Annotated in this window: 16 protein-coding genes and 1 pseudogene; 7 read left to right on the top strand and 10 right to left on the bottom strand. The window is 71.1% G+C overall.

All coding sequences use genetic code 11. The features are described from left to right. Window positions 1-65: 65 nt before the first annotated feature. A complete protein-coding gene (gene pepN, locus AB0I54_RS08800; RefSeq protein WP_363295207.1) occupies window positions 66-2,639 on the bottom strand; it encodes an aminopeptidase N in 2,574 nt (857 codons plus the stop codon). Window positions 2,640-2,751: 112 nt separating this feature from the next. Between pepN (AB0I54_RS08800) and AB0I54_RS08795 the strand changes: the two genes are divergently transcribed. Continuing rightward, window positions 2,752-3,228, top strand: coding sequence for a DUF1203 domain-containing protein (locus AB0I54_RS08795; protein WP_363295206.1), 477 nt, complete (start codon window positions 2,752-2,754; stop codon window positions 3,226-3,228). Here the strand turns inward: AB0I54_RS08795 and AB0I54_RS08790 are convergent. The 3 genes from AB0I54_RS08790 to AB0I54_RS08780 all read right to left on the bottom strand — a co-directional run bounded on the left by AB0I54_RS08790 (window position 3,225) and on the right by AB0I54_RS08780 (window position 6,379). After that, window positions 3,225-4,241 carry an aspartate-semialdehyde dehydrogenase gene (locus AB0I54_RS08790; protein ID WP_363295205.1) on the bottom strand — a complete coding sequence of 339 codons (1,017 nt, stop codon included), beginning with the start codon at window positions 4,239-4,241 and terminating at the stop codon, window positions 3,225-3,227. The genes AB0I54_RS08795 and AB0I54_RS08790 overlap by 4 nt on opposite strands. Before the next feature lie 117 nt (window positions 4,242-4,358). After that, complete coding sequence (locus tag AB0I54_RS08785) at window positions 4,359-5,714, bottom strand: hypothetical protein (protein ID WP_363295204.1); 1,356 nt, start codon at window positions 5,712-5,714, stop codon at window positions 4,359-4,361. After that, window positions 5,684-6,379, bottom strand: coding sequence for a TerD family protein (locus AB0I54_RS08780; protein ID WP_363295203.1), 696 nt, complete (start codon window positions 6,377-6,379; stop codon window positions 5,684-5,686). The genes AB0I54_RS08785 and AB0I54_RS08780 overlap by 31 nt, the downstream gene beginning before the upstream one ends. A 162-nt stretch (window positions 6,380-6,541) precedes the next feature. On the opposite strand from AB0I54_RS08780, the gene AB0I54_RS08775 reads away from it, so the two are divergent. After that, the gene (locus tag AB0I54_RS08775; protein WP_363295202.1) at window positions 6,542-7,081 is read left to right on the top strand and encodes a sigma-70 family RNA polymerase sigma factor; all 540 of its coding nucleotides are present in this window, start codon (window positions 6,542-6,544) and stop codon (window positions 7,079-7,081) included. A gap of 1 nt (window position 7,082) precedes the next feature. Continuing rightward, window positions 7,083-7,880, top strand: coding sequence for a hypothetical protein (locus tag AB0I54_RS08770; RefSeq protein WP_363295201.1), 798 nt, complete (start codon window positions 7,083-7,085; stop codon window positions 7,878-7,880). An 81-nt stretch (window positions 7,881-7,961) separates the two neighbouring features. Here the strand turns inward: AB0I54_RS08770 and AB0I54_RS08765 are convergent, their stop codons facing one another. Together AB0I54_RS08765 and AB0I54_RS08760 are read right to left on the bottom strand one after the other, a co-directional pair. Then, window positions 7,962-11,270, bottom strand: a complete 3,309-nt coding sequence (locus tag AB0I54_RS08765; protein WP_363295200.1) for a S8 family serine peptidase — start codon at window positions 11,268-11,270, stop codon at window positions 7,962-7,964. Between the two features lie 146 nt (window positions 11,271-11,416). Next, entirely contained in the window at window positions 11,417-11,962 is a 546-nt protein-coding gene (locus tag AB0I54_RS08760; protein ID WP_363295199.1) for a CGNR zinc finger domain-containing protein, read from the bottom strand. 143 nt (window positions 11,963-12,105) lie between these two features. Between AB0I54_RS08760 and AB0I54_RS08755 the strand changes: the two genes are divergently transcribed. From AB0I54_RS08755 to AB0I54_RS08740, 4 genes are all read left to right on the top strand, one after another. Next, the gene (locus tag AB0I54_RS08755) at window positions 12,106-12,555 is read left to right on the top strand and encodes an NUDIX hydrolase (protein WP_363295509.1); all 450 of its coding nucleotides are present in this window, start codon (window positions 12,106-12,108) and stop codon (window positions 12,553-12,555) included. Between the two features lie 273 nt (window positions 12,556-12,828). Continuing rightward, window positions 12,829-14,577: a TIGR03767 family metallophosphoesterase gene (locus AB0I54_RS08750; RefSeq protein ID WP_363295198.1), complete on the top strand. Its 1,749-nt coding sequence runs from the start codon at window positions 12,829-12,831 to the stop codon at window positions 14,575-14,577. Between the two features lie 93 nt (window positions 14,578-14,670). Beyond that, on the top strand, window positions 14,671-15,816 hold the full coding sequence (locus AB0I54_RS08745; RefSeq protein ID WP_363295197.1) for a serine hydrolase domain-containing protein: 1,146 nt from the start codon (window positions 14,671-14,673) through the stop codon (window positions 15,814-15,816). Window positions 15,817-15,987: 171 nt separating this feature from the next. Then, window positions 15,988-17,256: a glycosyltransferase gene (locus AB0I54_RS08740; RefSeq protein ID WP_363295508.1), complete on the top strand. Its 1,269-nt coding sequence runs from the start codon at window positions 15,988-15,990 to the stop codon at window positions 17,254-17,256. Here the strand turns inward: AB0I54_RS08740 and AB0I54_RS08735 are convergent. The 4 genes and pseudogenes from AB0I54_RS08735 to pepN (AB0I54_RS08720) form a co-directional block, all read right to left on the bottom strand. Beyond that, window positions 17,200-17,316: pseudogene (locus tag AB0I54_RS08735) on the bottom strand (hypothetical protein); the annotation flags it as partial. The gene AB0I54_RS08740 and the pseudogene AB0I54_RS08735 sit on opposite strands and share 57 nt — an antisense overlap. Then, window positions 17,262-17,786: a GNAT family protein gene (locus tag AB0I54_RS08730; protein WP_363295196.1), complete on the bottom strand. Its 525-nt coding sequence runs from the start codon at window positions 17,784-17,786 to the stop codon at window positions 17,262-17,264. The gene AB0I54_RS08730 and the pseudogene AB0I54_RS08735, both read right to left, overlap by 55 nt. Before the next feature lie 111 nt (window positions 17,787-17,897). Continuing rightward, complete coding sequence (locus tag AB0I54_RS08725) at window positions 17,898-18,944, bottom strand: hypothetical protein (protein WP_363295195.1); 1,047 nt, start codon at window positions 18,942-18,944, stop codon at window positions 17,898-17,900. 178 nt (window positions 18,945-19,122) lie between these two features. Next, window positions 19,123-21,717 (bottom strand): aminopeptidase N, encoded by a 2,595-nt coding sequence (pepN, locus tag AB0I54_RS08720; RefSeq protein WP_363295194.1) that lies wholly within the window; start codon window positions 21,715-21,717, stop codon window positions 19,123-19,125. Window positions 21,718-21,849 lie beyond the last annotated feature (132 nt).

The raw sequence follows: 21,849 nt of genomic DNA, 5'->3' as shown, positions 1-21,849 counted from the left end.
TCCCGCGCCGAGCACGAGTGAGGGGCGCCCGGTGGATCACCGGGCGCCCCTCGTCACCGTACGGACTAGGCGGCCGCCGCGTCCGCCGCCTGTGCCTTCAGGGCCCGCTCCACGCCCGAGCGGGACTCCGAGACGAGGCGGCGCAGGGCCGCGTTGGGCTCGGCCGAGGCGAGCCAGGCGTCCGTCCTGGCGAGGGTCTCCTCGGACACCTGGATCGACGGGTACAGGCCGATCACGATCTGCTGCGCGATCTCGTGCGAACGGGAGTCCCAGATGTCCTTCAGGACCTCGAAGAACTTCTCCGTGTACGGCGCCAGCAGCTCGCGCTGATCGGTCTGGACGAAGCCGCCGATCACGGCCTCCTGCACGGCGTTGGGGAGCTTGTCGGACTCGATGACCGACGCCCACGCCTCCGCCTTGGCCTCGGGCGTCGGGCGGGCCGCGCGCGAGGTGGCCGCGTGCCGCTCACCGGCCGCGGTCCTGTCCCGCTCGTACTCGCCCGCGATCTCCGTCTCGTCGAACCGGCCCACCGCGGCCAGACGCTCCACGAACGCCCAGCGCAGCTCCGTGTCGACGACCAGGCCCTCGATCGTCTGGGTGCCGTCCAGCAGACCTTCGAGAAGGTCCAGCTGCTCCGGCGTACGGGCGGTCGCGGCGAACGCCCGGGCCCAGGCCAGCTGGTGGTCGCTGCCCGGCGCGGCGGAGCGCAGATGGGCCAGCGTGGCGTCCGTCCAGCGGGTGAGCAGGGCCTCGCGGGCGGCCGGGTCGGCGTACAGCTCGATGGCCAGCTTCACCTGGCGCTGCAGCGACTGCACCACGCCGATGTCGGACTCCTTGCCGATGCCCGACAGCACCAGCGACAGATAGTCGCGGGTGGCGAGCTCGGCGTCCCGGGTCATGTCCCAGGCCGACGCCCAGCACAGGGCGCGGGGCAGGGAGGACTCGAAGTCGCCGAGGTGCTCGGTCACGAAGGCCAGGGACTTCTCGTCCAGGCGGACCTTGGCGTACGACAGGTCGTCGTCGTTGAGCAGGACCACGTCCGGGCGGCGCCGACCGGCCAGCTGCGGTACGGCGGTCAGCTCGCCGTCCACGTCCAGCTCGACACGCTCGTCACGGACCAGCTTGCCGCTCTCGCCGTCGAGCTCGTACAGACCGACCGCGATCCGGTGCGGGCGCAGGGTCGGCTCACCCTTGGCGCCGGCGGGCAGGGCCGGGGCCTCCTGGCGGATGGCGAAGGAGGTGATGACACCCTCGGCGTCCGTCTCGATCTCCGGGCGCAGGACGTTGATGCCGGCCGTCTCCAGCCATTTCCTCGACCAGGTCTTCAGATCGCGCCCGGAGGTCTCCTCCAGCGCGCCCAGCAGGTCGGACAGGCGCGTGTTGCCGTACGCGTGGGCCTTGAAATAGGCCTGCACGCCCTTGAAGAACTCGTCCATGCCGACGTACGCGACGAGCTGCTTGAGGACGGACGCGCCCTTGGCGTAAGTGATGCCGTCGAAGTTGACGAGCACGTCGTCGAGGTCGTTGATCTCGGCCATGATCGGGTGGGTGGACGGCAGCTGGTCCTGCCGGTAGGCCCACGTCTTCATGGAGTTGGCGAACGTCGTCCACGCGTGCGGCCAGCGCGACCCGGGGGCGTAGGCCTGGCAGGCGATGGAGGTGTAGGTGGCGAACGACTCGTTCAGCCACAGGTCGTTCCACCACTCCATGGTGACCAGGTCGCCGAACCACATGTGGGCCAGCTCGTGCAGGATCGTCTCCGCACGCACCTCGTACGCCGCGTCGGTCACCTTGGACCGGAAGACGTACTGGTCGCGGATGGTCACCGCGCCCGCGTTCTCCATCGCGCCCGCGTTGAACTCCGGCACGAAGAGCTGGTCGTACTCCTTGAACGGGTACGCGTAGTCGAACTTCTCCTGGAACCAGTCGAAGCCCTGCCGGGTCACCTCGAAGATCGCGTCCGAGTCGAGGAACTCGGCGAGCGAGGGACGGCAGTAGATGCCCAGCGGCACCGACTGGCCGTCCTTCTCGTACACGCTGTGCACCGAGTGGTACGGCCCGACGATCAGCGCGGTGATGTACGACGAGATGCGCGGCGTCGGCTCGAAGACCCAGAGGTCGTCCTTGGGCTCGGGCGTCGGCGAGTTGGAAATGACCGTCCAGCCAGTCGGTGCCTTCACCGTGAACTGGAAGGTGGCCTTGAGGTCCGGCTGCTCGAAGGAGGCGAAGACCCGGCGGGCGTCGGGCACCTCGAACTGGGTGTAGAGGTAGGCCTGCTCGTCCACCGGGTCGACGAAGCGGTGCAGGCCCTCGCCGGTGTTGGTGTACGCGCAGTCGGCGACGACACGGAGGACGTTGCGGCCCTCCAGGAGGCCCGGCAGGGCGATCCGCGAGTCCTTGAAGACCTGGTCGGGGTCGAGCGGGTCGCCGTTGAGGGTCACCTCGTGGACCGTCGGGGCCACCAGGTCGATGAAGGATTCGACACCGGTTTCGGTGACGTCGAAGCGCACCGTGGTCACGGACCTGTAGGTGCCGCCCTCCTGCGCGCCGGAGAGGTCGAGATCGATCTCGTACGAGTCAACGGTCAGCAGCTTCGCCCGCTGCTGCGCCTCATCGCGAGTCAGGTTTGTGCCAGGCACGCGGTCATCTCCTCGTTATGTGTGGGTTGCGCCATCCTTCCATGGGACCCGCGCGGAACGCGATGTCCGGATCCCGCCGGTCGGCGGGGCCCGATCGCGCCAGCCTGGGCACATGACGACGTACACCGCACGACCCATCGACCCGCCGGTCCTGAAGGAGCTGCGTTCCACTGACGACGCGGGACGCGAGACGGTTCCCGTGACGGACGAGGAGGGTGGTGCTCCGCTGCGCTGCTGTCTGCGCCGGAGCGTCCCGGGCGAGAGCATTGCCCTCGTCTCCTACGCGCCCCTGCGCCGCTGGGCGGCCGGGACCGGTGCCGATCCGGGTGCCTACGACGAGCAGGGTCCCGTGTTCATCCACGCGGAGGAGTGCCGGGGGCCGGAGGGTGACGGACTGCCCTTCTCGAACGCGCACCGGACCGTCCGCCGCTACTCGGCCGAGGGACACATCCTGGGCGGGCGGCTGGTGGAGCGTGCCGAGGACCTCGCCGCCGCCCTCCAGAACGCGTTCGACGACCCGGATGTGGCGCTCGTCCACGTCCGGGCCGTCGAGTACGGATGTTTCCTCTACGAGGTGCGCAGGGCCTAGCCGCGCAGCTCCGCCGCCACCAGTTCCGCGATCTGGACGGCGTTCAGGGCCGCGCCCTTGCGGAGGTTGTCGTTGGAGATGAACAGGGCCAGGCCGTGCTCGACGGTCTCGTCGCGGCGGATGCGGCCGACGTACGAGGGGTCCTTGCCGGCCGCCTGGAGGGGGGTGGGGATGTCGGTGAGGACGACACCCGGCGCGTCGGCGAGCAGCTCGGCCGCCCGCTCCGGGGCGATCGGACGGGCGAAACGGGCGTTGACCTGCAGCGAGTGGCCGGAGAAGACCGGGACGCGCACACAGGTGCCGGAGACCTTGAGGGCCGGGATCTCCAGGATCTTGCGGGACTCGCTGCGGAGCTTCTGCTCCTCGTCGGTCTCGTTCAGGCCGTCGTCGACGAGGTTGCCCGCGAAGGGGAGCACGTTGAAGGCGATGGGGCGCTTGTAGACGCCCGGCTCCGGGAAGTCCACCGCCTCGCCGTCGTGGGTCAGCTTGTCCGCCTCGGCGATCACCTTCTGCGCCTGCCCGTGCAGCTCCGCCACACCCGCGAGCCCGGACCCGGACACCGCCTGGTAGGTGGCGACGACCAGCGCCTCCAGGCCCGCCTCGGCATGCAGCGGCTTCAGCACCGGCATCGCGGCCATCGTGGTGCAGTTCGGGTTGGCGATGATGCCCTTGGGCCGGTCGGCGATCGCGTGCGGGTTCACCTCGGAGACCACCAGCGGCACCTGGGGGTCCTTGCGCCACGCGGAGGAGTTGTCGATCACCACGGCACCCTGGGAGGCGACCTTCTCGGCCAGCGCCTTGGAGGTCGCGCCGCCCGCCGAGAAGAGGACGATGTCCAGGCCGGTGTAGTCGGCGGTCGCCGCGTCCTCCACCGTCACACCGTCGAGGACCGTGCCGGCCGAGCGGGCCGAGGCGAACAGCCGCAGCTCGTCCAGCGGGAAGTCACGCTCCGTGAGGATCCTGCGCATGACCGTGCCGACCTGACCGGTGGCTCCGACGATTCCGACCCTCACTGCGACTCCTTCACATGGCTTGCGGGTGCCCCCTGCGTGGCCGGGGCCTTTCCATCATGCGTCTCACCCCGGCCCACGTGTCCAATCCTTTGCCCGAGGAATGGGACGGGTCTCACGTCAGCCGCGCAGCTCGATGCTCCACTTGCCGGACGTCCTGATCTGGAGGAATCCTCCCGGAACGCGCTGCAGACCGGAAGCCGTGCTGATCCGGCGCACCGGTTCCAGGCGTTCGTCCAGTTGCCAGAGCACCACCAGGTCCAGCATCCCGCGCGGCTCGTGCTTGACCATCACCTCGGCCTCGGGCCCGGTGTGACGTACGACTCCATAGCCCTGGCCCTCCACGAGCTTGCCGAGCACCGGTACGGAGGCCGTGTCCGCGGTCTCGATCCGCCAGCCGGTGTCGACGCTCGCGGCGAAGACGTGCACGTAGCAGTACCCGGCCGCCGAGACCCACACCGGTCCGACGGTCGGGCGGCGCCGCCCCACGCTGTCGGCGGAGATCCGCAGCTGCCCGTCGGCCTGCAGGGTGCGGGTCTCCAGCGGCTCCGTGTCGGAGGTGGTGCGGCGCAGACCGAGCAGCGCGGGCGGGCCGTCGTAGCGGAACACCGCGCTGCCGCGGCCCTCCGCGGCGCCGGTGAGCGGCGGCACCTGCTCGATCGGCAGCAGGCGCAGGCTCCAGTCGCCGCCGTCCTCCACCTTCAGCCGTACCTCCGGCTCGCCCTTGCGGAAGAGCACGGTGCGGCCGTGCCGGCCGTGCCGGGAGCCCTCCAGGAACGTCTCCTCGTCGTCGTACTCGTCGAGCAGCTTGACCCGGTACGACGCGAAGGTGCCGGCGTCGGTGAAGGAGTACTCCAGCAGCGCGGGGCGTCCCGGGGCCGGGTTGGCGAGGGTGACCGTGCGGTCGCCGCGGCCCGTCCAGGCACCGGCGGCCTGCGCGGCGGCCCCGTCGAACACGGGCAGCGGCCGGGCGGTGAGCTGCCAGGGGCCGTCGGCCTCCAGGAGCAGCAGCAGGGGGCCGTCGGGCAGGGGCACGGTCTGGCGGAACGGGTCGGTGTCGTTGACCAGCAGGTCGTACTCGTCGGGCCTGCCGAGATTCCGGGCCTCCAGGCACTTCAGCCCGAAGTAGCCGCCGCCGTCCTCGTCGCCCGCGAAGTCGACGTCGAGATCGGCCGCCGTGCCGGTGTAGGCGATGACCTCCGGGCCGTATCCGCTCAGCGGGCCCTGGCCGATCCGGCGGGCCACCGACAGCGGCTGTACGGACACCGTCCAGTCGTGGTCGGCCTCCACCCGCAGCCGCAGCGGGCGGTCCGCCGGCGGCAGCACGAAGGCGCGGCCGCGGAAGTCGCGCAGGGTGCTGTTGTAGAGGAGCTCGTCGTCCTTGTTGCGGCGAGTCAGGGTGTGCATCCCGAAGTAGCCGTCGCCCTCGTGCCAGGCCTCCACGATCACCGGGCCGGGCGGCAGGGGCGCGTCCACGGAGACGACGCCGTTGCCGCGGCCGCGCTGGACGTACGGCGGGAACTGGGGGCCGAAGGAGTAGGGCGCGGCGTCCTGCGGGGCGGCGGAGGCACCGGTACCGGGGCCGGCGCTGGCGCCGGTGCCGGGGTCGGGGTCGGCTGTTCCACCGCGATGCCGAAGTCCGTCGCCAGCCCCGCGAGCCCGGAGGCGTACCCCTGCCCCACCGCCCGGAACTTCCACTGCCCGTTGCGCCGGTAGAACTCCCCGAGCACGAACGCGGTCTCGCTCGACGCGTCGGTCACCGCGTAGTGCACCACCAGCGCGCCGTCCGCCGTCACCGCCTGCACATACAGCCCGGGCACCTGCCCGAACACCCCGCCGTCGCAGGAGCCTGCGATCAGCACCCGCTGTATCTCCGGCTCGACGCGCGGCAGGTCCACCTCCAGCCACTCGGCGAGCATCCCGTCGCCCTCGCCCGCCCCCGTGTGCCGTACCGCCCCGGAGGGATGCGCGGGCTGGTTGTAGAACACGAGGTCGGCATCGCCGCGGACCTTGCCCGCCGCGTCGAGCAGCAGGGCCGACGCGTCCACGACCGGCGTCCCGGGCACGTTCCGCCGGCAGACCGCGACCCGCAACGGGCCTGCGGGGACAGGGGTGTTCGCTCCTTTGGTGATGTGCGTCATGGGGTTCATGGTGACAGCGGAGGCGGCGTGAAGTCGACGCGTCGGAGACGAGTGGATCAAGTGGAGGTGCGGGGTCCGGAAGATCGCGGAAGGATCGCGGAAAATCACCGCGAACGTTTCGGCTCGCGCCCGCGTCATAGGGGAAACGCGGCGAGGGGAGGGGTGGCTGTGCTGCGCAGAAAGGCCCGCCGCGGCCAGGGTGCGGATCACGGAGGGGACGATCCGCTGGACGCGGCCCAGGAACGCCGGGTGCGGGCGGTGCTCGCGCTGGGCGGGGTGCCTCAGGCGGATCTGCTGGACGGGGTGCAGCAGGTCCGCCTTCGGCTGCTGGAGCGGGCCGCGAAGGGCGAGGAGGCGCCGCGGGACGTCTCGGCCTGGGCGGCGGTCGTCGCCTCCAACCTCGCCATGGACTGGCACCGCGCCAAGCGCCGCCAGGAACGGCTCGGCGAGCGGCTGGCCTCGCTCCGGCAGGGCGAGCACCCCTCCGGCGAGGACACCAGCGTGCTCTCGCTCGCCGTGGCCCAGGGCCTGGACGACCTGCCCGACAGCCAGCGCCAGGTCGTCGTCCTGCGCTTCTACGCCGACCTGCCGGTGCGCGGGATAGCCGAGGAGCTCGGCATTCCCGAGGGCACGGTCAAGAGCAGGCTGCACACGGCGGTACGGGCCCTGCGCGCCCGCCTGCACGAGGACGAGGTGGTGTGACGTGACCGCCGAACACGATGGATACGACGGACACGAGGGATACGGCGCACACGACGGATACCGCGCACCCGACGGATACGGCGGACACGACGACGGTGACTCCGGTCCGGACGCGCTGATGGCCGTCCTCATGGACCGGCCGCTGTCGGACGAGGCCCGCGCCGATGCCGCGTTCATGGCCGAGCACGGCGCCGCGGCGGCCGATGTGGCGCTGCTCCGGGAGCAACTGGGGCTCCTCGCCGAGGCGTTGGCCGAGCCCGCGACGGCACCGAAGCCGGCACCGGTGAGCGCGGTACGACCCGTGCGCACCCGTCGGCCCCGTGCGCTGAACCTCGCCTTCGGGGCCCTTGCCGTGGTCGCCGTGGCGGCCGTGCTGTCCGGGATGGCCTGGCTGCTGGCCCAGACGGGGAGCAACATGGCGGGCGGGGCGAGCGACAGCGCGGCCAAGGCCGCCGACGGGAAGTCGGGCCGTGGGCCGATGTACACGGCCTGCGCCCAGCTCGTGGTCGAGGGCCGTGTGACCGCCGTCGAGCGGGTCCCGGGCACCGGACAGCGGCGGGTCACCCTGCGCGTGACCCGCTACTACAAGCCGGCCGAGGGCAAGGACGAACTCACCTTCCTCACGGACGAGTCGATCGACCCGTCCCCCCGCGAGGGCGAACAGGTGCTGGTCGGCTTCGCGGACCGGGCCGCCGTCCCGGACCTGTGGGTGACCGGGAAGCAGGAGATCGCCGACGAGCGGGCCGCCCTCGTCCCCGACGCGTCGCCGTCCGCGACCGGCACTCCCGGCTGCGGATGACCCGCGCACACGAAGGGGCGGGCGCCCACCAGGACGCCCGCCCCTCTTTCCGAACCGGTGTTACGGATTTCCGAACCGGTGTTACGGAGTGACCTTGTCGATCTGCACGCTGCCCACGCCCGCGACCGTCCCGCGCGCGTTGACCAGCTGGACCCGGCCGAAGAACTCGCGTCCCTCGGGGGCCGGCGCGGCCGCCGTGACCTGACCGGTCACCGTGGCCGAGTCACCCGTGCCGAGCTTCACCGGCGCCGAGCCGTCGACGGTGACGGAGCCGAGCGTGGCGGAGAAGAACACGTCCAGGTAGTCGTAGTCGGTCGAGCCGGCCGGAACCGAGTAGCCCGCGACCTCGACGGTGTAGGTGCCGGCGGCCGGCGAGGCGATGGAGACCGCCTCCTCGGAGTCGCCGTCCGCGGACTGCGCGACCTTCGTGCCGCTCGCGTCGTACACCGTCAGGTCGAGGTCGGCCGCCGTGTCGGAGGCCCTGCCGATGGCCACGTCCAGCGACTTGGCGCCCTCTGGCACGGTCACCGTGGTGGTCTGCGTCTCGCCCTCCTTGATCGACGGCCGGGCCGTCTTCGAGGAGCCGAGCGGGCCGCCGACGAGCTTGCCGTCCAGCGCCGCGTACTTGTTGGTCACCTTCCAGGAGACGGCGGCCGGGCTGCCGACCTTGGCCTCGGGCACGGTCACGGTCTCCGGGTCGAAGGCCGCGCCGAGGACGGTGACGTCCAGCTTGTACGGGTTGTCGAGCAGCGGCGACGTACGGCGCGACTCGACCTCGATCTCCCAGACGCCGGCCTGCGGGTCCGCGTACGAGCGCACGTCGGGCCTGCAGCCGTTGCCGTCCAGGTAGTTGTTGTAGCAGAACGGCGTCGAGGTGTTGTCGACCGGAACGCCGTACGGGTGGATCGCGATGAACCGCGTCTGGCTCTTGTCCTTCAGGCCGCTCATCGCGACCTCCAGGGACTTGGCGCCGGCCGGGACGTTCAGGAAGTACGACCGGGTGCTGTTGCGCTGCACCGAATCCGACGCGGAGACGGTGTAGCCGACCGGGGTCGACACCACGACCGTGGTGAGGATCTGCTTGTCGACGCCCTCGGTCCTCGGGTCGTCGACCTCCAGGATCGCGCTCTTGATGCCCGCGGACCGCGGAGCCGCCTGGACCTTGACGGTCACCGGCTGGTTCAGCGGCAGCTTCACCCTGTCGTCGCCGACGATCCGGAAGGTGTCACCGGCGTTGTTCACGAGGTTCAGCTCGTGCCACAGCGCCCGGTCCGGGCCGGTGGTACGGGTGATGGTGACGTCGTACGTCTTCTTCTGACCCGCCTTCAGGCCGCCCTCGCGGTCGTACAGGCCGGTGCCGAAGCCCGGTGTCTTCAGGGCGAAGTCGATCGCGGTGTCGACGGGCGCCTTGACCGTGTAGTCGTGCGCGGTCGCCTCGTCGCGGATCGCGTCCCAGGCGTCGACGATGTCGATACGGCCCGCACCCTCCTCGTACGCCTGCGCACCCTTGATGTGGTGGGCGGTCGAGGTGAGAGCCGTGCGCAGGTCGGCCGGGCTGAGGGCGATGCCCTTCTGCTCGGCGGCGCTCAGCAGCAGCGCGCTCGCGCCCGCCGCCTGCGGGGAGGCCATCGAGGTGCCCTGGAGCATCGAGTAGCCGGCCGGCAGCGAGTAGCCCGCCTCGGCGACCGGGCCACCGGGCAGCCAGGTCTGGGTGGAGTTGATCGAGGCGCCGGGCGCGACGAGCGTCGGCGTGAAGCCGCCGTCCTCGCGCGGGCCGCGGGAGGAGAAGGGCAGCAGCGCGTACTTCTTCTCCACGGCCGAGCCGTAGTTGGCGGCCCAGGTCTCCTTGGAGATGCCCGCGCCGACCGAGATGACCTTGTCGGCCAGGCCGGGGTCGCCGATGGTGTTGGCGCCGGGGCCGGAGTTGCCCGCGGAGATGACCAGCTGGACGCCGTAGGTGTCGATGAGGCGCGTGTACAGCTCGGCGCGCGCGTTGTTGCCGTCGTTGAGCGCCGGGAGACCGCCGATGGACATGTTGACGATGTCGACGCCGCGGTTGGCGACGAGGTCGATCATGCCCTCGGTGAGCGCGACGTTGGTGCAGCCGCCGGTCCAGGTGCAGGCGCGGGAGGAGACGATCTTCGCGCCGGGCGCGGCGCCGTTCATCTTCCCGCCGAACAGACCGTTGGCGGAGGTGATGCCGGCGACGTGGGTGCCGTGCTCGGACTCGATGACACCGATGTTGACGAAGTCGGCCTTCTTGCCGACCCAGGACCCGCCGTACGGGTCCATCGGGACGTCCTTGCGGATCTGCACGACGAACGGCTGCCGCTCGACCACGTCGGTGGCCGGGTTGTCGGTGCCGAAGTAGCCGATCTGGTAGCCGTCCTTGTACGGCTTCATCGGCGTGTCGTCGGAGAAGTCGTGGTTGTTGTTCAGGTCGACGGTGACCGTGCCGGCCGCCGCGTCGTACAGGACGCCCCAGGAGTCGGTGGTGTCGCCGTCCCGGTTGGCGTCGCCCGCCGCGTCACCGCCGGTGGTGTACGACTCCTTGAACGTGCTGATCTGGTACGACCCCGCGGGCGCCGTCCAGGTGCTGCCGCCGTAGCTGAAGCTCGGTCCGGACACGGCCGTCACCATCGGACGCCAGGTCTGGTCGCTGTCGACGATCGGGTCGGTCGCCGTCACCCAGTCGACGATCTTCCGCTCGCCGGTGGTGGTCTTCTGCAGCGCGGGGTGGCCGAGGTCGACGCCGGAGTCCAGGATGCCGATGGTGATGCCGCGGCCGTCCGCCTTCGGGTGCTCCTTGACGAAGTCGACGGCGCCGGTCTCGAAGGACGGGTTGTACGGGTTCGCGGCCGGGGTGTTCTTGCCCGGTGCCGGGTAGGTGGCCGCGGTCCCCGCGTTCGCCGCGCCCTTGGCGGTGTCCGCGCTCGGTGCCGGGTCGTCGAGCTGGATCTCCTGGCGCAGGTCGATGGCGTGCACCGAGGACAGCTTCGCGGCGGCGGCGATGGCCGCGTCGGCCCTGCCGGTCGGGACGGTGGCGCGGACATAGCCGAGCTTGTCGTACGTACGGCCCACCGAGCCGCCCTTGACCGCGTCCAGCTCCTGGGCGACCTGCTCGGTCTTGCCCGGGGCGGTCGCGACCATCATCGTGACGTTCTTGTCCCCGGCGGCCTTGGCCTCGGCGAGCAGGTCGGCGTCGTCCGAACCGAGCTTGTCGTGGGCGGACTTGACGCCGGGGTCGGCGGCCGTGGGCGGTGCGTCGGCGGAGAAGGCCATGGGTATCGGCCCTGCCGCGGAGAGAGCGGCCACCACGCCGACGGCCACGGCTATGCGGGCCAGGCGTCTCGGGCCGGGTATGGGTTCGCGCTCGGGGGTGTGGGTCATCGGCATCCCTTGTAGACGGAGACTTCCGTGCCGGACGAGCGCACAGCTTTACCCAAGAGACAGAACTTTGGGGAGTGTTGACCGAATCGAAATCCATGTATGGGGAAAACCCGCTATCGGATGTGGGGGGTTAAATCCCGAATGGATCAGGTTTCTTCCTTGGAGCGGGCGTAATGCCGGGACGCCTTCGCGCGGTTGCCGCACACGGCCATGGAGCACCAGCGGCGGGTGCCGTTCCTCGACGTGTCGAAGAAGTGCAGGACGCACGACTCATGGGCGCAGCCGCGGATCCGGTCGGGGGCGGTGGCGAGCAGCTCCAGATAGTCGCGGGCGGCGAGCCAGGCCGGCCCCCAGGCGGGATAACTGAACTCGGCCCGCTCGCCCGGCCCTTCGGCGGTGAGCGTGGGCCGGATCCGGCCGTGCGCGAGGACCGCGTCGACGAGCGGCGCGCCTTCCTCGGGTGACCCGTCCACCACGGCCTTCAGCGCCTCCCGCGCCTGCAGAAGGTGACGCAGCACCTCCGCGTCGGCGGCGTACTCGCCCGCCAGCCCATTGCTCGCCAGCCACACCGCCAGCCCCTCGGTGCCGGTGAGCAGGTCCTCGGTGACGCCCTCCCGGGTCCACCGCGTGTTGAGCAGATCGAGCGAGAGCGGCTCACCGGTGAGCGGACGGGGGTCGGGGCTGACGGACATGGGGCACTCACTCCTTCTCCGCTAACCACTCAAGGGTACGTGACCGGTTGGCGTCGGTGGCTCCGGCTCACCCCGCTCCCGGATACTCGCCTGCCGATCCGGAGCGGGCGCGTTAACGTCCCTCCGTGCGCGAGAAGTTGAGGGTGGCGGCCTACGCCGTGTGCGTCCGCGACGGACGGATCCTGCTTGCCCGCTCCCCGGCCTCCGACGGCACCCCTGAGTGGGTGCTGCCGGGCGGCGGTATGGAGCACGGTGAGGATCCCTACGACACCGTCCGCCGGGAGGTGACCGAGGAGACCGGCTACCGCATCGAGGTGACCGGTCTCCTCGGCGTGGATTCGTTCCGCCATCTGCGCGGGCGCCAGGGGCTGCGCTCCGCCACGGACCACCACGGCGTACGGATCATCTACGAGGGCGAGGTCGTCGGCGGTGAACTCCGCAACGAGATCGACGGCTCCACCGACCTGGCCGCCTGGCAGGACCTGTCCGCGGTCCCCGGGCTCACCCGGGTGCGCCTGGTCGACATCGCCCTGCGGCTGTGGCGCGAGCGACCGGCGCAGGGGCGGGTGGAGGGGTCGGCGGAGTCCGTCTGACGGGGGTGGGAGGAGGCTTCGCCCGCCGAGGGTCCGGGGTCCGTCCCCTACCCCGTGAGATGAACACTGAGTGACCGCCCCCGGGCCACCCGAAATCCACTCCATGGCCGCCCCTGTACCCCGTGATCCACGTACGGTGATCGGCGCTGCCCGTTGCCGTCGCGTTCACGCGCAGGTCATCCCCGCTGCCAACGATCCAAAGTGAGCGGGATGTTCGCGACAGCGACCGCCCGCGACCACAGCCGACGCGTTCGTACCCGGGGAGATCGCGCCATGTCGCGCATACGCTCTGTCGCCACCTCCGCTCTGGGGGTCAACCGCCGTACCGTCCTCGCCGCCGCCGGAGCGGTGTCCGTCTCCGCGGGCATCGGCTACGCCCTGCGCCCCACCGACAGCCAGGCCGCCACCACGTCCCAGGCACCGGTCGCCTCCTCCCGCAAGGCCGCGGCGGCCCCCCTCGCCCCCTACACCAAGGGCACCACCCTCGCCACGGTCGCCGCACCCCGCACCAGCTCCGGATACCGCCGCCTGGGCGACGGCGCCGGCTGGAAGCGCGTCGTGCGCGGCGAGCTCGCCGCCCCCAAGTCCGGCCGCGCGGGCCGCCGTACGCCCCTAGCCGCCTTCGTGCAGTTCACCGATCTGCACCTGATGGACGTCCAGCACCCGCTGCGCCTGGAGTTCCTGCGCTCCACCGACCCGCACGCCTGGCGCCCGCAGGAGGCGCTGACCGTGCAGGGCGCCGTCTCGCTCGTCGAGCGGGTCAACGCGCTGCGGGGCGCCCCGGTCACCGGCTCCCCGCTGCACTTCGTCATGACCACCGGCGACAACACCGACAACAACGCCCACTCCGAACTGGAGTGGTTCATGAAGGTCATGAGCGGCGGCCGCATCACCCCCGACTCCGGTGACGCGCGGCACTACGAGGGCGTCCAGAACAGCGGCCTCAAGCTGTACTGGCAGCCGGACTCCACACTCCGCGACGGCGACAAGGCCCTTGGATTCCCGCACCTCAAGGGCTTCTTGGCGGCCGCCGTCCGGGAGGTCCGCAGCCCCGGCCTCAACCTGCCCTGGTACTCCACCGTCGGCAACCACGACGCGCTGCCCCTCGGCTGCTACGGCTCCCACGGCGACCCCTACCTCGCCGAGGCGGCCATCGGCGGCAAGAAGCTGATGAACGTGTCCGCCGCCGACGCCAAGAAGCTCCAGGACGCCATCAAGAACGCCAAGGACCCCAAGGGCGTCGGCTACCGGGACTTCCTCAAGGCCCACGCCCGGTCCATGCGCTCGGTCGCCCCGGACGAGAAGCGCGCCCCGTACACCTCCGCCGACTATCTGAAGGCCCATCTGGACCCGGCCCACCAGGGCATCGGACCGGTAGGCCACGGCTACTCCTCCGCCAATCTCGCCGCGGGCACCCAGTACTACACCTTCCGCATCGCCGACGACGTGATCGGCATCAGCCTCGACACCACCGACGCCGGCGGCCACTACGAGGGCTCCATCGGCACCGCCCAGCTGAAGTGGCTGGACAGGACGCTGCGGGACAACAAGGACTCGTACGCCGTCGTCTTCAGCCACCACACCAGCAAGACGATGACCAACACCCGCCCGGACCCCGCCCACCCCGGCGAGCGCCGCCACAACGGAGCCGAGGTCGTGTCCCTCCTCAGCAGCCACGCCAACGTGCTGGCCTGGGTGAACGGTCACATCCACAAGAACGTGGTCACCCCGCACGCCGCGTCCGGCGGCCGCTCCTTCTGGGAGATCTCCACCGCCTCGCACGTCGATTACCCGCAGCTCGCCCGGGTGATCGAGCTGGTCGACAACAAGGACGGCACGCTGTCGATCTTCACCACGCTCATCGAGTCGGCCGCCCCCCACCGGACGGACTTCGCCGACCTCAGCCAGACGGGCCTGGCCGCCCTGTACCGCGAGCTGTCCTTCAACGCGCCCGGCGCCAGCAAGACCCTCGCGGGCGACGCCAACGACCGGAACACGGAACTGGTGCTGAAGAAGGGCTGAAAGTCACTCAACCGGTACCCCGGCAGGCAACCCGCGCCGATCTCCGCGGGTCCCTCCCCCCGACGGAGCTCGACGGCGAAGTTGGGGGAAGACATGTCCGTACGTACGACACTGGTGGGTGCCACGACCCTGGTCCTGTCGGCCGCGCTGGCGGGACCGGCCCTGGCGGCCGGCCCCGCCGGAGGCGGCGCTGGGCACGCCACCACCCGCCGGGCCATCGAGGCGGCGGTCGAGGCGGGCGTGCCCGGCGTGACCGCGACCGCCGAGGACGCCCACGGCACCTGGTCGACGACGGCCGGCACCGGCAACCTGCGCACGGGCGCCGCGCGCTCGGCGGACGACCGTTACCGCGTGGGCAGCATCACCAAGACGTTCGTGGCGACGGTCCTGCTCCAGCTGGAGGCGGAGGGACGGCTGTCCCTGGACGACACGGTGGAGAAGTGGCTGCCGGGCGTGGTGCACGGCTATGGCCACGACGGCCGCCGGATCACGATCCGCCAACTCCTCAACCACACCAGCGGCATCTACAACTACACGGCGGACGAAGACTTCGGCCGCACCTATTTCCTGGCGGACGGCTTCCTCCGGCACCGCTACGACACCCTCACCCCGGCCCAGCTCGTCGCGGTAGCGATGAAGCACGAGCCGGACTTCGCGCCGGGCACCTCCTGGAACTACTCCAACACCAACTACGTACTCGCCGGAATGGTGATCAAGAGCGTCACCGGCCACTCGTACGCCCGCGAGATCACCCACCGCGTCATCGGCCCGCTGCACCTGAGGGCGACCTCCCTGCCCGGCACCCGGGCCACGGTCCCGCACCCCAGCAGCCGCGCCTACTCCAAGCTCGCGCAGACGGCCACGGGCCCGACGTACGACGTCACGAAGCTGAACCCCTCCCTGGCGTCGTCCGCGGGCGAGATGATCTCCGACTCCGCCGACCTCGACCGCTTCTACCGTGCCCTCCTGCGCGGCGGCCTCCTCCCGCCACAGCAGCTGAAGGAGATGAAGACCACGGTGAAGATCGAGGGCGCCCCGAACACCGGCTACGGCCTCGGCCTCATGGACCGCACCCTCTCCTGCGGAGTCCACGTCTGGGGCCACGACGGCGGAATCCACGGCTCCACGTCCTCCGCGGTGACCACGGCCGACGGCCGCCACGCCCTGTCGTTCAACTTCAACGGCGACTGGACGGGGGACAGCGACGCGGTGGTCGAGGGCGAGTTCTGCGGACGGTGAGCCACCTCCCGGCACGGTGAGTCGTGTCATCGAGAGGACCCGGAGACGAGACACGGCGTTCATCTGTACGAAACGTCCGTACCGCCTCATATCGGCTAACCCGCTGTTGACGGGGATGGCTCGATTTAGTGCAAGGCGGGTGGTCGTGTGCGCGCGAGGCACGGACTGCGTGTGCTCTCGGTCTACGAGGGCTTCTTCTCCGGCGGAGCCCGGATCGTTCACAGTGATGTGGTGCTGGGGCTGGTCGAGGGTGGCCAGCAACGTCATCGGGTGCTGAGCATCCATGGCGAGGTGCACCGCGAGGCCACCCGGCAGCGGATGGAGGACGACACCTGTTACCGCTCGCTCACGGCGGGTGGTGTCGGGGTCACGTCACTCGGGCGCGGCGCCGGGCTGGTCGACGGGGCCGTCGCCGCGGACGTCTTCAGCGGGCCCGAGCTGGCCGAAACGGCCCGTGCCATGGCCGGGGCCGACGTGATCCTGTCCCTCAAGGAGCAGCCGCTCGCCCTGCTCAACCAGGCCGGGCTGCCGCGTCGGCCGGTGGTCGTCTCGCTGCACCGGTCCGACCCCGAGAACCAGGGCCCGGCCCTGGACGAGCTCAAGGCGGCCATCGGCGACGGCACGGTCGTCGCGTGCGTGTGCTGCGCCGAGTCCACCCGCGACGCGTACCAGGCCGCCGGGATTCCGGCCGAGCTGCTGCACGTGATTCCGAACGGCGTCGATCTGCTGCGGTTTCGGCCCGATCCCGCGGTGCGGGTCGCGTTCCGCGCCTCACTCGGGGTCCCGGCCGCCGCGCCCGTGGTCGTCTTCGCCGCCCGGTACGCCACCATGAAGAACGTCCCCCTCTTCCTGCGCGCCGCGCGCGAGTGGCTGGCCCGCGAGGGCGGCGGGCACGTGGTGATGTGCGGCGCCGGGATGACCGAGGACAACCCGGCCCTGTGGGCGGACATCGCCGTCGCCTTCGGGCCCGACGAGCAGGCGCTCCGCGAGCGCGTGCACCTGCTCGGGGTGCGGCGCGACATGGAAGCCGTCTACGCCGGCGCCGATGTCGTCGCCCTCACCTCGATCTCCGGGGAGGCGGCCCCGCTCTGCCTCATCGAGGGCATGATGTGCGGCGCGGTGCCGGTCACGACGGACGTCGGCGACAGCGCGTCCATCGTTGCCGGGCAGGGCTTCGTCACGCCTCAGGACCCGAGCGCCATCGCTCTGGCCTGGACCGGCGCGATCGCCGGGCGTGCCGCCCTCGCACCGATCCTGGCCCGCAGCCGTGAGCGGTTCAGCCGTACGCGGATGATCGCGGCGTACGCCGCGCTGCTCGACCGCGTTCACCACTCATATGTCGGCGACGTGCGCGATGAATGCCTGCCACGCCTCGGCGGGGAGCAGGAGAGCGGGGCCGTTGGGCTTCTTGGGGTCGCGGACGGCGATGTCGGGGTCTAGACGGTTCAGGCGAGGCTGACGTCGTCGCGCAGCACGCTGTAGGACACGCCGTCGCGCCACTGCCCGTCGCGGAAGACGATGCTGCGGAGCACGCCCTCCCGGGTGAAGCCGGCCTTCTCCAGGGCGCGCTGCTCCGCGATGTTCTCCGCCTCGGTGTCCGCCTCGATCCTGACCACGGGGGTGTGTGCGAACAGGTAGTGGACCAGGAGTCGTTGGGCCCGGGTGCCGACTCCTCGGCCGCAGGCGTGCGGTGCCAGCTGGATTCCCATGTTCCAGCAGTACGAGGCGGGCCCGGTGACGACCTTCCGCCAGGCCACGAATCCGAGCCGGTCGGTGTCGGTCGCCACCATCAACTGGCCGCCGTCGTCCCCCAGCAGGCCGTTCTCGTCCCAGCGGCGCCTGAAGCGCCCCGGGTCCGACCAGCCGTACCACTGGAAGGGACCGGTGGCCTCGGGGTCCGTCAGGAACCGCTCCAGCATCGGCAGGTCGTCCTCGCGGACGGGGCGCAGTATCACGGGTTCGTCGGTCATCACCGTCAGACTACGGGCAGGGGCCGCCACAGGTCCGTGTACAACGAGGAGGGGCCCCCGGGTAGTTGGCCGGTGGCCCCTCCTCTCCCCTCCTGTTGCCCGGGTCCGTCCCTATCGGGGCAGTACCAGGACATACGCGGCAGGCTCGCGGTCGTTCGAGGCCATCAGGGCCGTGCGAACCACCGCCGCCTGCTGTTCCAGGGCGTGCCTGAGCTTCCTGGGGGTGAGGTGGACGACCGTGATGCCCAGGCGCTCCAGGTGCTCGCGCTTGCGGGCGTACTCCGACCACAGGGCGTCGTCGTCCTGGCGCGGGGCCCGGGTGTCCAGTTCCACCGCGACCGCCTGCTCCGGCCAGTACGCGTCCACGCCGCCGAGGTGGGGGCCGCCCGGGAGCCTCAGGTCCACGTTCCAGACCGGGTCGGGCAGGCCGTGCTCGCGCACCATCCGGTACAGGTGGTCCTCCGCCACAGCCCTGCCCTCGGCCACGAGCGAGTCCACAGCGTCCACCACGTGCGGCCGGCTCAGCAGCTTCGCCTGGGTCAATTCCCGTACCACCGCGGCTGGTTCGCAGTGCCCGGCGCGTACCGCCTCGGTCAGCAGCCTGCGTACGGCGCCCCCCTCGGTCAGTTCCGCCACCGCGTCGGCCAGGGCGCGCGCCACCGGGGCGACCGGGAGCCCGGTGACCTGGCGGGGGGTGGGCAGGGCCGGGGTGCGCAGGATGCGGACGTAGCCCGTCGTGCGCAGCCGGCGCAGCCGTGGGACCAGCACGTCGATGCGGTCCAGCGAGGTGAGCGGGGGAGCGGAGGCGAAGCCGTAGAGGGCGAGGGCCGCCAGGCCCGTGATCATCGCCTCCTTGTACACCGGGCGGTGCGGTTCGTCCGCGTTCGGCTGGGACGGCACTCCCGGCATCCCCGCCGCCGACTCGCGCGCCGCGTACAGGAGCGCCGCGTGCAGGCGCTCCTCGCTCGTGGGCGGACCGGGGTGGAGCAGGACGATGCCCGGGAGGATCTGCCGCCAGGGGCCGCCGGGGCGGCACTGCTCGTCGAGTTCGGCCGTGGAGATGCCGTGGGCGCGCAGACGGGCCGTCGACATCACCCGGCGGCGCACCTCGGAGAGGCGGCGTACGGGGCGGGGGGAGAGCGGGGTGTTGTGCGTCATGCCGTCGAGATTCCCGCGCCCCGTCCGCCCCTTAACCGCTGTTACACGCCCGTCGATGAATACGGACAAGATGGTACTAAAGGACGCGTGTTCGGATGCCGAATAGGCCCGGAAAACCCCTGGTCCGTTCGGGTGCGGACCAGGGGTTACGGCTGTTATTGCCTGAATTCCGTAACGGTCACGGACGGGCCGGGCTTTGGCCAGAGGTCGCGGCGTCGCACGCCTGTCCACGCAACGCCCGGGCGAGGTCGTCCCGCGCCTCGACCACCAGCCGGCGCAGCGCCGGAGCCGCGTCCTGGTGGGACTCCAGCCACGCGTCCGTCGCGTCCAGCGTCTCCGGAGAGTCCTGGAAGGACGGGAACAGGCCCCGGACCACGTCCATGCCGATCTGGATCGACCGCTGGGTCCACACCCGCTCGATCGCAGCGAAGTACTTCTGCGTGTACGGCGCCGTCAGCTCCCGTTGCGACGGCTGCACGAAGCCCGCGATCGTCGCCTCGACCAGCGCGTTGGACAGCGCGTCCGACTCCACCACCTGCGCCCACGCCTGCGCCTTCACCGCGGCCGAGGGGCGGGCGGCGAGGCAGCGGACCTGGTGACGCTTGCCGGAGGCGGTGTCGTCCCGGGCCAACTCGGCCGCCAGGACCGACTCGTCCGCGACCCCATGGGCCGCGAGCGGCTCCAGGAACGACCAGCGCAGCTCCTGGTCCACCTCCAGCCCGTCGATCTTCTCCGTGCCCTCCAGCAGGCCCCGGAGCAGCTGGAGATCGGCCTCGCCCGTCGCGGTCGTCGCGAAGAACCGCGCCCACGCCAGCTGATGCTCGCTGCCCGGCTCGGCCTCCCGCAGCTCCGCGAGCGCCCCGTCGGCCAGCAGGCGCTCGCCCGTGGCCCGCCACTCCGGCGCCGCGTAGTGCACCAGCGCCGAGTTCGCCCACGCGTGCAGCATCTGCAGCACGCCGATGTCCGACTCGCCGGCCGCGTGCCGGAGCACCAGGTCCACGAAGTCCCGGGCCGGCAGCAGCGCGTCCCGCGTCATGTTCCACAGCGCCGACCAGCACAGCGCCCGGGCCAGTGGATCGGTCACCGCTCCCAGGTTCTCGCGCAGGGCCGAGAGCGAGGTCTCGTCCAGCCGGATCTTGCAGTACGTGAGGTCGTCGTCGTTGACCAGGACCAGTTCCGGGGCCTCGGCGCCCGCAAGGCCCGGCACGACCGTGCGCGCACCCTCGACGTCCGCCTTGACGCGCGCGTACCGCTCCAGCGCGCCCTCGGGCGTGCGGCGGTACAGGCCCACCGCGACCCGGTGCGGACGCAGCTCGGGGTGTGATTCCGGAGCCTCCTGGAGCACCGCGAGCTCGGTCACCCGGCCCTCCGCGTCCAGCAGCACCTGCGGGGTCAGCGAGTTGACCCCGGCCGTCTGGAGCCAGGAGCGGGCCCAGGCCGCCATGTCCCGGCCGCTCGTCTCCTCCAGCGCCGACAGCAGGTCGCCCAGGCGCGTGTTGCCGTACGCGTTCCGCTTGAAGTAGCGCCGCGCGCCCTCCAGGAACGCGTCCTGGCCGACGTACGCCACCAGCTGCTTCAGCACGCTCGCGCCCTTGGCGTAGGTGATGCCGTCGAAGTTCAGCTTGGCGTCCTGAAGGTCGCGGATGTCCGCCGTGATCGGGTGCGTGGAGGGCAGCTGGTCCGCGCGGTACGCCCAGGCCTTGCGGCGGTTCGCGAAGGTGACCCAGGCGTTGGTGAACCGGGTCGCGCCGACGTTCGCGAACGTGCCCATGAAGTCCGCGAAGGACTCCTTGAGCCACAGGTCGTCCCACCACTCCATGGTGACCAGGTCGCCGAACCACATGTGCGCCATCTCGTGCAGGATGACGTTGGCCCGCGCCTCGTACGAGGCCTGGGTGACCTTCCCGCGGAAGATGTACTCCTCGCGGAAGGTCACCAGACCCGGGTTCTCCATCGCGCCCAGGTTGTACTCGGGCACGAAGGCCTGGTCGTACTTCCCGAACGGGTACGGGTAGTCGAAGTGGTCGTGGAAGAAGTCCAGGCCCTGCTTGGTGATCAGGAAGACGTCGTCGGCCTCGAAGTAGGGCGCGAGGCCCTTGCGGCACATGGCGCCGAGGGGGATCTCCAGACGCGTGCCGTCCTCGAAGACCCGCTCGTAGGAGTCGGTCACATAGTGGTACGGCCCCGCCACCACGCAGGTGATGTACGTCGAGATCGGCTTCGTCTCCGCGAACCGCCACACCCCGTCGACGAGTTCGCCCGCGCCGCCCGACCACACCGTCCAGCCCTCCGGCGCCCGCACCTCGAAGCGGAACGGGGCCTTGAGGTCCGGCTGCTCGAAGTTCGCGAAGACACGGCGGGCGTCGGCCGGCTCGTACTGGGTGTAGAGGTAGACCTCGCCGTCCTCGGGGTCGACGAAGCGGTGCATGCCCTCGCCGGTGCGCGAGTAGGCGCAGCGGGCGTCGACGATCAGCTCGTTCTCGGCGGCCAGGTCCTCCAGGGCGACCCGGGAGCCGTCGAAGACCTCGCTCGGGTCGAGGTCCTTGCCGTTCAGCGAGACGGCGGTCACGCTCGGCGCGATCAGGTCCGCGAAGCTCGACGCGCCCGGCTCGTTGCAGCGGAAGCGGATCGTGGTGACCGAGCGGAACGTGCGCGGGTCGCCGTCCCCCTCGCCGACGGCTGAGCGCAGGTCGAGGGACACCTCGTACCCCTCGACCGACAGCAGGGCGGCCCGCTCCCGGGCCTCGTCGCGGGACAGGTTCTCACCGGGCACAGGCGGCACTCCCTCTGGGAATTTGGACTTTTCGGACAATTCGCGGACAGGTCCGGGACGGGTCTCGGGCAGGCGGGACAGGACCGATCCTGCCATGCGCCCCTGACCCGGGGCACCAGGGAATGGAGCGCG

Source organism: Streptomyces sp. NPDC050625, from assembly GCF_040654755.1.
In the GTDB taxonomy this organism is placed as follows: Bacteria; Actinomycetota; Actinomycetes; order Streptomycetales; family Streptomycetaceae; genus Streptomyces.
The sequence above is the reverse complement of the archived record's forward strand: the minus strand, read 5'-3'. Positions and strand labels throughout refer to the sequence as shown.

What these genes read in the sequence shown, in the direction of transcription:
- AB0I54_RS08745 (WP_363295197.1), top strand. Translation starts at nt 14,671, where the DNA reads ATGTCCGTACGTACGACACTGGTGGGTGCCACGACCCTGGTCCTGTCG.
- AB0I54_RS08750 (WP_363295198.1), top strand. Translation starts at nt 12,829, where the DNA reads ATGTCGCGCATACGCTCTGTCGCCACCTCCGCTCTGGGGGTCAACCGC.
- AB0I54_RS08765 (WP_363295200.1), bottom strand. Translation starts at nt 11,270, where the DNA reads ATGACCCACACCCCCGAGCGCGAACCCATACCCGGCCCGAGACGCCTG.
- AB0I54_RS08760 (WP_363295199.1), bottom strand. Translation starts at nt 11,962, where the DNA reads ATGTCCGTCAGCCCCGACCCCCGTCCGCTCACCGGTGAGCCGCTCTCG.
- AB0I54_RS08780 (WP_363295203.1), bottom strand. Translation starts at nt 6,379, where the DNA reads ATGACGCACATCACCAAAGGAGCGAACACCCCTGTCCCCGCAGGCCCG.
- AB0I54_RS08795 (WP_363295206.1), top strand. Translation starts at nt 2,752, where the DNA reads ATGACGACGTACACCGCACGACCCATCGACCCGCCGGTCCTGAAGGAG.
- AB0I54_RS08730 (WP_363295196.1), bottom strand. Translation starts at nt 17,786, where the DNA reads ATGACCGACGAACCCGTGATACTGCGCCCCGTCCGCGAGGACGACCTG.
- AB0I54_RS08725 (WP_363295195.1), bottom strand. Translation starts at nt 18,944, where the DNA reads ATGACGCACAACACCCCGCTCTCCCCCCGCCCCGTACGCCGCCTCTCC.